This window comes from Brevirhabdus pacifica, from assembly GCF_002797755.1.
Classification (GTDB): domain Bacteria; phylum Pseudomonadota; class Alphaproteobacteria; order Rhodobacterales; family Rhodobacteraceae; genus Brevirhabdus; species Brevirhabdus pacifica.
This window is the reverse complement of the sequence record NZ_PGFI01000001.1, coordinates 1-8782: the sequence shown is the minus strand read 5'-3', so window position 1 is coordinate 8782 and position 8782 is coordinate 1. Positions and strand designations below refer to the sequence as shown.

The following is an 8782-nucleotide window of genomic DNA, read 5'->3' as shown; positions in this document are numbered from 1 at the left end:
GCTGCCGAGAGCGGATAAGCGCCCTCGGCAGCGCTCCACCAATAGGCACCGCGCTTGAAGGTGATGATCTTGCGGCGGCCGTCGTTGAAGCAGGCACCCGCAGCGTTTTGGGTTCCTTACGTGACATGGGTGTCTCCGTTCTCCGTGCGGTCAGGCGGCCTCGGCACTGCGACCTGCCCTGCCCACCTCCGATCTGGCGATCAGATAATCACAGGCGCGCTGCGCGTCCGCGGCGTGCCGGAAGATCGCGCCCTTGTCCGACCGAAGGACCCGCAACCAGTTGTGCAGGTAGGCGGCATTCATCTCGAGCGTATGCGCCGTGAAGCCGAGCGTCTGACCTAGGAACACCGAGGTCAATTCCGCGACGATCTCCTCGCGCGCATAGGACGTGTTGCCAAACTTCGAGAACCCGAAATCACGGTTCAGTCGATGGGGGGCTTTCGTGGCATGGGCCAGCTCATGGGCCCAGACCCCGTAGAAATTGCGTGGGTCCTGGAACCGCGTAATGGACGGCATGTAGACCTTGTCCACGGGCGGCAGGTAGTACGCTTCCGTTCCTGTGAAGACGGTCGTGATGTCGATGGCATCGAAAAACGCCTGCATGTGCGGGATGGGCTCGGACGGCGGATGCTCGGGCACGGGCTCCGGATCGGGGAAGAAGCTGTTGGGCAAGCCCTCGATCTGGCAGGCATTGAACACGCGGTAGGATTTCTGGAAGCGGAAGATGCGGGCTTCCTCGGAGCGATCATCGCCATCGCTGCGGTCGTCCTCGCCGCCCGCGTCTTTCCGGCTTTGGCCGTAATAGACGACGACAGAGGACTTCTCGCCCTTGCGGACCTTTGCGTCCAAGGCATTGGCCTGCGGCAACGTCATCCAAAAAGGCGAGCTGTGGCCCGCCATCACGGTCCGCATCGTCAGCAGGAAGTTGTTCACCCCCTGGTACGGTTCTCCGCCCACGCGCAGGGGGCGAGAGCTGCCACCTGCGGTCCATGGCTTGCGCCACGGCAGGACGCCGCGCTCGATGATACGAATGATTTCGTTTGTGATGACCTCGGAGGCATCGAATTTGGGCGTGCGGGATCGGGCCATGGCTGGCCTCCTTTCGAGTGTTGGTGAGAGGGAATGGTGATCAGGTTGACTGGCGGGGGCGCGGATCGTTGGCGATCCTGGCACCGAGGGCTTCGACCATGTCGATGTAGGTGGTCAGCGAGACGGACCTGCCAGGACCGCAAGGGTCAGGGTCGACCGATCCGTCCCGCGCCACGCACGGCAAGTTCGCGAAGGCGGTGACATCGGTGACGGATCGGATATCGATGAACGGCGTTCCTCGTGCGACCGCAAGAGTGGCCAAGGGAAAGCGCTCGATCGGCGCGAAGGTCGAAACGGTGGTCCAACCGAGATGGATGAATGTCCCGCCCTCTCCGCAGTTGACATGCGCGTTTGGCAATGACGCGGCCTGCTTCAAATACCCGAGATCACGCAGGACAGTCTCCCGCTCGCGCCGCTGTGCCTGCCCCGTCTGGCCGGATCGGCGTAGTTCCTTGTGTCGCCACCACGAGGCAGCGGTCGCGCGCAATACGCGCAAGACACCTGTTTGCATGAGAATGCCCTTCATCAGGAACGGCAGACCGGAATCCGGCCCGGACCCATCTGAGGGACCCCAAAGGCCCTCATCCGTCAGTCACAAAACCCGAAGGACACTTTCACTCTTTAGGGATCTGATGCCGGAGATTGTTAAATGCGAAGCTCATGAGAACGCAGGATCCTGCACTTTCCGGCATCAGACCCCAATGAGGAACAGGATCAGGCCCGGACACCCTCTTTCGGGCATCCTCAGGCCTGACCGCCCCCGGCCCTCCTCTTCCTCTCAAACCCCATGATTTCCGGAGGTGGCTTGTTTTTGTTCCTGTTATGTTCTACTTTAAGAGCGACGCTACGAAGGGAGATCCCCGATGGAAAGCACCACTTACGCCCTGCCCGCGACGCCAAAGCAGATTGCCTATGCGCGGTCGCTGGCCCTGCGCAACCAGACGCTTTTGCCGTGGGAGGTTCAGCAAGATCGGCGCTCCTTGAGCGCCTGGATCGACGCACAAGCCAAGTTGAACCCGGGCGCGCAGGACAGCCGCCCGACATCAAAGCAGGTCGCCTTCGCCGAGCGTCTCGCCCGGATCAAACGCCGCGCCGTGCCGGATGAGTGTTTCCGCGACAAGGGGCTGATGTCGAAGTGGATCGACGGGAACAAGTGAAGCTAGACAGACCCTGCTGTGATCGAGATTACTTCAGCCGATCGACAACGGATGCCCCGCCCGACCGAGCCAGCACGATCAGGCTGGACTGGATCTTGGATGTGAAGACGGAACTGAACGTGCCGATGGGCGTGCGGTCCTCCCAGACATAGGACTGCTCCAGAATATCCGTGTTGATCTCGTCCAGCATGACCCATTTGCGGACATGGGTCTCCAACCCTACGCGCTGCGACTCGATTTGTGGCACCTCGATAAACTTGCGCGAGGCCAAGGGCGGCTGCGTCGTGATCGGCAGGATGAACACCACGGTCTCGCTATCGGACTTGGCGACAGTGACGGCGATGCAGACAGGCCTCGTCTTTCGACCCTCGGTCTCGCCCGCCATCTGTTCTCGTTTCCATAGGAACGGGTAGCGGAAAACCTCTCCAGCACTCGGCTTAGTCATCAGACTGCGTCAAGTCCCGCTCGAGCCCTTCTATCATCAGCGCCTTGAGATCCTCGGGCATCTCGTCAACCATATGAGCCTGTTGCGTGGCCCCCCGCGCGAGCTGCTGGTACTGGTCCATGCTCATCAGCACGAATTTGGGTTTGCGATGCTTGGTGATCGCAATCGGCGACCGAATGGCCGCGTCGAACAGGTCACTTGTGTGCCGCGTAAGGTCGGCCGCCTTGAACTCGGGAAGCTCATGCATGATCTGGGTCTCCATTTGTGCAGAATATACATACATTCTGGATATTCTGCAAGAGATGGGTTGAGCCCTCCCATGTGTCATCCGAACCGCTGCACGGTCTCAGTGTAGGTGTACATATTGGCGGTGATGCCGTTCTCGATGGACTCGTCCGAGGTCAGATGGTCGTAGCCGCGATAGACTGCCAGCGCGCCGTAGCGATCGAGCGTGACGAACGCCCCTGCCCGCCCGATGTCTGTCGGATTGAAGACTAACGGCAGGGCCTCGATCTTTTCGATCTCCGCTTCCGACACGCGAAGCCGCTTATCAATCTCGGCGGGGGTCTCATCCTGTCCCGCGTGTTCTTCTTCCAGCGCCTGATACTCGGAGAGCCGTTTGGTATGAACCGCTTCTTCTTCATCCGTCATAGGTGCCGGATCGCAGGACAAGGACCGCAGGCCGTGGCTATAGCCGTGAGGCAGGTCGAGTGCGACCTCGATCCACTTCCAGCCCTCAACCGCAACCGTCTCAGCCTCGGCCTGGAGTTTCTCCGTCACCAGCCGATCGAGCAAGGCAGGGTTCTCGAGCGAACTGTCGCCATCGCCCTGGAAGAGGTCATGCAGCATCGGTCTGACCCTTGTCAGGCAGGGACACAAACGCGCGGAACCGGTAGAACGGGTGCAGAGCGACGCGCTGCATGTTTTCCGCAAGGGAATCGTCCTCGGCCAGGATGTCGGACGCTGCATCCCGCACAATGCAGGGAATTGGCGTGGTCTTTGCCAAACGCTTCTCCTTCACCAGCAGGGACAATGCTAGGAACCGGCGGCCCCCGGTTGGGTTCTCGAACTTGCCAGTCTCGGTACCATCGTCAGCCAACACGGGCCGCCCGCTCAGGCTCTGCATGAGGCCGCGGTGAGCGATGTCTTCGGCCAGGTCCTCGACGGACACGCCGGCCTTGATGCGCCGCGCGTTGGAGTGCCTCAACATCAGTTTGTCGAAAGGGATATCCAGGGACCGGGACAGGGTGATTATCTGGACAGCTTTGGTTATCAGATATTCTCCACGACGGGCGTCGGAAGCCACTCTTCCGATCTCACTTTCGGTCACCATCAAACCTACACTCCTTTCCCTCTCCCGGTGGTTCTTGACCGCGGTCAAGAAGTTCATGTGGGAGCAAGTTGTGTGCGTAGGACCCTTTCAAAATAGGCGTCAGGGTGTTTGATCGTGTCTGCTCTTGCTATCAGGTAGTCAAAGATGAGAAGCAGTTTTCCTGCGCCTGCCTTCTGGATGCCATGCCGCAGTTCGTCTTTGCTTATTCTAAGCAATCGACCCAGGTCGTATAGAATGCGGGTAAGTGCTTCTCCTGTGCGCGGCGGTTCTGGGAAAAATCCCGCAACGTGGGTGAAGTCTTCCCATGCCATGCGTGCTGGGTCTCGGTTCATCGTGGGTTTGGTTTGTGCGGTTTGTTCACCGCGATTGACCGTAGTGGGAACATTCTTTTTAATATCTTTTTTTATAGACTCTATGTGCCGGACATTTTGACCGTTTGTGGCGGGCAGATCGTTGGAATCTGGTGTATGAGGTCGGTGTTCGATAGTTAGTAAATTATCTGCGGTACCAGTTTTTGCTGCGGCATGGTGTTCACCGTAGCTTGCGTCGGTATCGGCTCCGAGGGCTCTAAGTTCTGAGATAACGCTCAGGACTGCATCAACGGTTAATGTTGCTCGACGCAGGACATTTCTGATCATGTTGAGGGTAGAGAGCTTTGCTTCATCGAAGCGTGTCTGTTGGAGTAGCGAAGCACGTAGGGCCAACGCCTCAGCCTTCAGTGAGCGCAAGCGCTCGCGTTCTTCGGTGAGCTGCAAGGCTTGTGTCGCGAGCGAGCCGTACCTCTCGATCAAGGGCTTCAGGTCGATACCGAAGGCATCTCTGATAACGCCTCCATACCGCAGCGGAAAGCGTTTGCCATTTGCTGAATTCTTGCGTTCGATCAGTTCAGCAGCTGAGAGGCGTCCCAGGCTGCGTCGAATTGTTCTCTCATCGAGTCCATTGGCGCGCTCTGACAGAGAAGCGTTCGATGGGAACACGACAGTGAGCGTAAGTCGCTGGCTGTCCTGAATCTCACGTTCTTTGCGGGGTAGGAAGCTAATGAGCGCGGTCAGAACGGCGAGGTCATTGGTTGTGAGACCGAGCTCCTTCCTCAGTACGCGAACTGGGCCCAGAAGCTCATAGGGGTTAGGGCAGGGCAGAGATATCCGTTCCGCCAGGGCGGTTGTTGTTTCATTTGCATGTCTCATGGTGTTTCGGAAGAAAAAGCTTCCCCGTTCACCGCGAGCGGTGTTGAAATCGATTCGTTTTGGGGGTATCAATCAGGTGTCGAGACTGATTGAGGCCCTTCGGAAGCATCGCTTTCGGGGGGTCTTTCTTTTTCTAGCCGGTCCTCCTTTCGTTTTCTGCTCGTTGCTTTTGATGTCTTGACCGCGGTCAAGACACGGGGGTCGTCACTCTGGCCCGTCTTGACCGCGGTCAAGAAGCTCCATGACCAGCTTCCGGACTGCCTCCTCAACACGAGGGACAAGATCCGCGTCCACATCGATGGTGATACGGTTGCCCTTTCGGCCGATCTTCACGCGCTCACTGGGGTGTGTCTTCTGCGTCGATGGTTTGGTGGCTGTCAGCAAGGCAACCGCCGCTTCGAGACGGTCGGGGCCCGGTATGTTGCGAGGGATTTTGCCGGCAACTTCTCGGGCTCTCGCGACGTCTTTCTCGCACAGCCTGAAAAGCTTTTCCCAAACCCGTCGACCAACGCCGTGTGCAGGTCCGATAGCCTGGATCAGTTCCATCGGGATGCCCGTAGCGATACGGTTCATCCGCGAGACGAGCGATTCATCGATCTGAAGTGCCCGATACGCGATCGTTTGAGCGTTCTTGCGCGTTTCTTCGGTTTTCCCAAGTTCTCGAATGATTCCGGCGACAAACAGAGCCCTTTCGATGAACGATGGATCTTGGCGCGCATTATTCTCTACGCCTTGGGCAATGAGAGCTTCCTCGTCGGTCATCTCCATGACCGTAGCGCGCACTTTCTGACCAAGTTGGCGACAAGCGAGAAGCCGACGGCGTCCATAAACGATCTCAAGCGCACCGTCCTCGGTTCGGCGAACCAGCACTGGAACCTTTTGACCGTGCTCGCGGATCGACGAGACAAGCTCATCCAGACCATCGCTTGGATCGATGCGGTCCATGACCGCGGACATCCGTATGGCGGTCGGGTCGATCAGCCGCGTGGCGTGTTTATCCTCTTCGAGCAAAGATGCTTGAGCGCGAGCTACAGTCGGGCTCGTCCGTTTCACATCCAGATCGTCGTCTGAAGGCGGCGTTTTGCCCATCGCGTTCTTGAGTGAGTCCCCGAAGACCTTACGCGCCATGGCTACGCCCCCATGCTTTCAGGATTTCGCGTTCGACTTCGTCGGTCACGCGCGAGACGGACTCGATCGCGCGCTCGTAAGTTCTGCGGTTCACGTCGCGAGGTTCGACCTCGAAGATGCTCTGCTGGGTGTTCGCAGCATCACCCACGGCTGTTGATTTCAGGAACTCGGCAGACAGCACGGCATCCCCGAGGACTGTCCGAAGCAGAGACGAAATCTGCACCTGCGGACCATCCGTATTTTCGTAGCGGGTGATCAGAACTCGCACGAAGTTCAGTCCATGTTCCGGGGCGTGTGCCTCGACGACGCCCATCAGGTTGCTCGCCATGCCCAGAAAGCTCGCCAGCGACATGACATCGAGCATCGACGCGTTGAGCGGGATCAGGACCCCGGTCGATGCAAAGAGGGCAGAGATCACCGAGAAGTTCAGCTGCGGTGGGGTGTCAAATATTACCACATCATATCGGTTGAGGACGGGCTCAAGCGCTTCCCGGATGCGGCTATGGAACGTGGTGGCGCCGTGTCTGAAGCTCAGGGCGACCTCGAACTCGTACTCCATGATGTCCATGGATGCCGGGATCAGATCCACGGTCGGGAAGTTTGTTTTGCGAATGATCTCTGTTGCGGGCAGTGGATCGTCGGATCGGATAAGATCGTATGACGTGGGCATATCCGGATCCAGCTCGGGAGTAACCCCGAATAGGTTTGTCAGACTTGCCTGGCTGTCGAGGTCGATCAGTAACACCCGGTAGCCGCGCAGACCCAGTAGTTGCCCTACATGGGCAACAGATGACGTCTTGGCGGAGCCACCCTTCAGGTTGAAGATCGTCAAGACCTGACAAGCCTCTCCCGGTCTTCTGTGCGGGTGTTCTTCTGGCTTTATCCTTCCAGTCTCGAGAAGTACGCGTTGTGCCTCGACCATCTCCTCTGCAGAGAAGCTACGGCGGTTGCCGCCCTCCAGGACACCTTCGGGAAAGCCTTCGAGGTTTGACACATGATGGCGAAAGGTATTCTGATTAATGCGAAGCAGTTCAGCCGCTTCCCGCATGGCGAAGCGTCGGAGGCCCTTCTGAGCGTCCGGTGGGAAGGTTTCCTGCGCATGTTCACGCAACCGACTACCAAGCCGCTTGGACATGACTTCAAATCTCTGGGAGGCCCGTATCCCGTTCATCACTGCCCTCAAGTCTTTATTGTTTTGCAAAGCTTAACAGATATTGTGGATAAATCCAGACCAAACCGTTGAGCGGCCTGGCGGCGTTGAAGGCACCGATTTCTGTCGCCCGTAAACTGTTAAAAATCAGCGTCTTGGGCGACTGCGCTCTCACTCTACTTCAACACCTCGTTGCCAGCTACGAAGTGACCACAAGATGTATTGTGAGTGCGTACAGAAATCAGTCGGCAGAATCGGATGGGCGATTCTCGGGAATCTCAATCGAGCAGCCCCAGCCTCTCAGCCCGCTCCAGTAGCATCTTCACCGAAGAAGGCTGCCAGCTTGTCCGCCCGCGTGGCGTGCGCTCGCGCATCGCTTCCAGCCGGGTGCAGATCGCCTGAAGCGTGATGTCGGGATCTGCGCCCTTGATGCCGGCGACGATCGCGGGCAGACGGTCGTCGGTTTCGCGGCGCCCGGCGCGGGCCAGCACCTCGGCAGGCAGGAACCCATCGCGAACATAGGCCTTCACAGCGCGCAGCAGGCGGCTTTGTGTCCAGCGACGCGCCTCGGGCAAGGGGCCGTTGATGATGCGCACCACGTCTTCCCAGGCCAAGTCGGGCCGCAGGCGGCGGACATGGGGCACCCAATCTTGGGCCGTCTCGTTCAGACGCTCTATGTAGCCGTCCTGTCGTGCCAGCCGCACTTTGCGCAGAGCGGCTGGGTCCTTGGCCCGCAGCCCAGGGTTCCCGCCGACCCGGCCCTTGGTACGGGCGCTCGCCAGCCCCGCCTTGGTACGTTCCCGGATCAGCGCCCGCTCAAACTCGGCCGCGGCGCCCAGAACCTGCAGCGTGAACTTGCCTTGCGGGGATCCGGTGTCGATCGGGTCCTGAATGGAACGAAAGAACGCACCCTTGGCCTCCAGCCGCTCGATCACCTCCAGCAGATGCGACAGGGATCGCGCGAGGCGGTCAATCCGCACGACCACCAGCGTGTCGCCCTTGCCGATGCGCTCCAACACCCGCGCAAGCACCGGCCGCGCACGATTGCCGCCCGAGGCCTGTTCTTCATGGATTTCGGCGCAGCCTGCGGATTTCAGGGCCTGCGACTGGGGCAGGGGGGTCTGATCTTCGGTCGATACGCGGGCATAACCGATCAGGGGCATCAAAACAGTCTTTTTGCAATTTCATATACCGTTACTAAACGACCGTTTGCAAACGCGCGCAAGGGGTGTTTCCCTCGTCGCGCTGAGTTCGGGAAGCCTTGTATCTATGGGCTGAAGCCCACGAGAGGCG

The 8782-nt window shown here is 59.0% G+C and carries 9 protein-coding genes and 2 pseudogenes; 1 reads left to right on the top strand and 10 read right to left on the bottom strand.

Going from position 1 to position 8782, the window contains the following annotated elements; all coding sequences use genetic code 11:
* The 3 genes and pseudogenes from CLV77_RS16900 to CLV77_RS00045 form a co-directional block, all read right to left on the bottom strand.
* Positions 1–127: pseudogene (locus CLV77_RS16900) on the bottom strand (DUF6330 family protein); the annotation flags it as partial.
* 23 nt (positions 128–150) lie between these two features.
* Positions 151–1089 (bottom strand): ArdC family protein, encoded by a 939-nt coding sequence (locus tag CLV77_RS00050; protein ID WP_076981250.1) that lies wholly within the window; start codon positions 1087–1089, stop codon positions 151–153.
* 40 nt (positions 1090–1129) lie between these two features.
* Positions 1130–1615 carry a hypothetical protein gene (locus CLV77_RS00045; RefSeq protein WP_076981251.1) on the bottom strand — a complete coding sequence of 162 codons (486 nt, stop codon included), beginning with the start codon at positions 1613–1615 and terminating at the stop codon, positions 1130–1132.
* Between the two features lie 337 nt (positions 1616–1952).
* Between CLV77_RS00045 and CLV77_RS00040 the strand changes: the two genes are divergently transcribed.
* Positions 1953–2246, top strand: a complete 294-nt coding sequence (locus CLV77_RS00040) for a hypothetical protein (RefSeq protein WP_076981252.1) — start codon at positions 1953–1955, stop codon at positions 2244–2246.
* A gap of 28 nt (positions 2247–2274) precedes the next feature.
* On the opposite strand, the gene CLV77_RS00035 is transcribed toward CLV77_RS00040, so the two are convergent.
* From CLV77_RS00035 to CLV77_RS00005, 7 genes and pseudogenes are all read right to left on the bottom strand, one after another.
* On the bottom strand, positions 2275–2691 hold the full coding sequence (locus tag CLV77_RS00035) for a hypothetical protein (protein WP_233128171.1): 417 nt from the start codon (positions 2689–2691) through the stop codon (positions 2275–2277).
* Positions 2684–2953 (bottom strand): type II toxin-antitoxin system prevent-host-death family antitoxin, encoded by a 270-nt coding sequence (locus CLV77_RS00030; RefSeq protein ID WP_076981254.1) that lies wholly within the window; start codon positions 2951–2953, stop codon positions 2684–2686. Before CLV77_RS00030 ends, CLV77_RS00035 begins: the two co-directional genes overlap by 8 nt.
* A gap of 113 nt (positions 2954–3066) precedes the next feature.
* Positions 3067–3964, bottom strand: a pseudogene (locus CLV77_RS16895) (ParB/Srx family N-terminal domain-containing protein); the annotation flags it as partial.
* Positions 3965–4077: 113 nt separating this feature from the next.
* Entirely contained in the window at positions 4078–5211 is a 1134-nt protein-coding gene (locus CLV77_RS00020) for a helix-turn-helix domain-containing protein (protein ID WP_076981256.1), read from the bottom strand.
* A 204-nt stretch (positions 5212–5415) separates the two neighbouring features.
* Positions 5416–6339 carry a ParB/RepB/Spo0J family partition protein gene (locus CLV77_RS00015; protein WP_083707952.1) on the bottom strand — a complete coding sequence of 308 codons (924 nt, stop codon included), beginning with the start codon at positions 6337–6339 and terminating at the stop codon, positions 5416–5418.
* On the bottom strand, positions 6329–7474 hold the full coding sequence (gene repA, locus CLV77_RS00010; protein ID WP_157801980.1) for a plasmid partitioning protein RepA: 1146 nt from the start codon (positions 7472–7474) through the stop codon (positions 6329–6331). The genes CLV77_RS00015 and repA overlap by 11 nt, the downstream gene beginning before the upstream one ends.
* 293 nt (positions 7475–7767) lie before the next feature.
* A complete protein-coding gene (locus CLV77_RS00005; RefSeq protein WP_076981258.1) occupies positions 7768–8652 on the bottom strand; it encodes a recombinase family protein in 885 nt (294 codons plus the stop codon).
* Between the last annotated feature and the right edge of the window lie 130 nt (positions 8653–8782).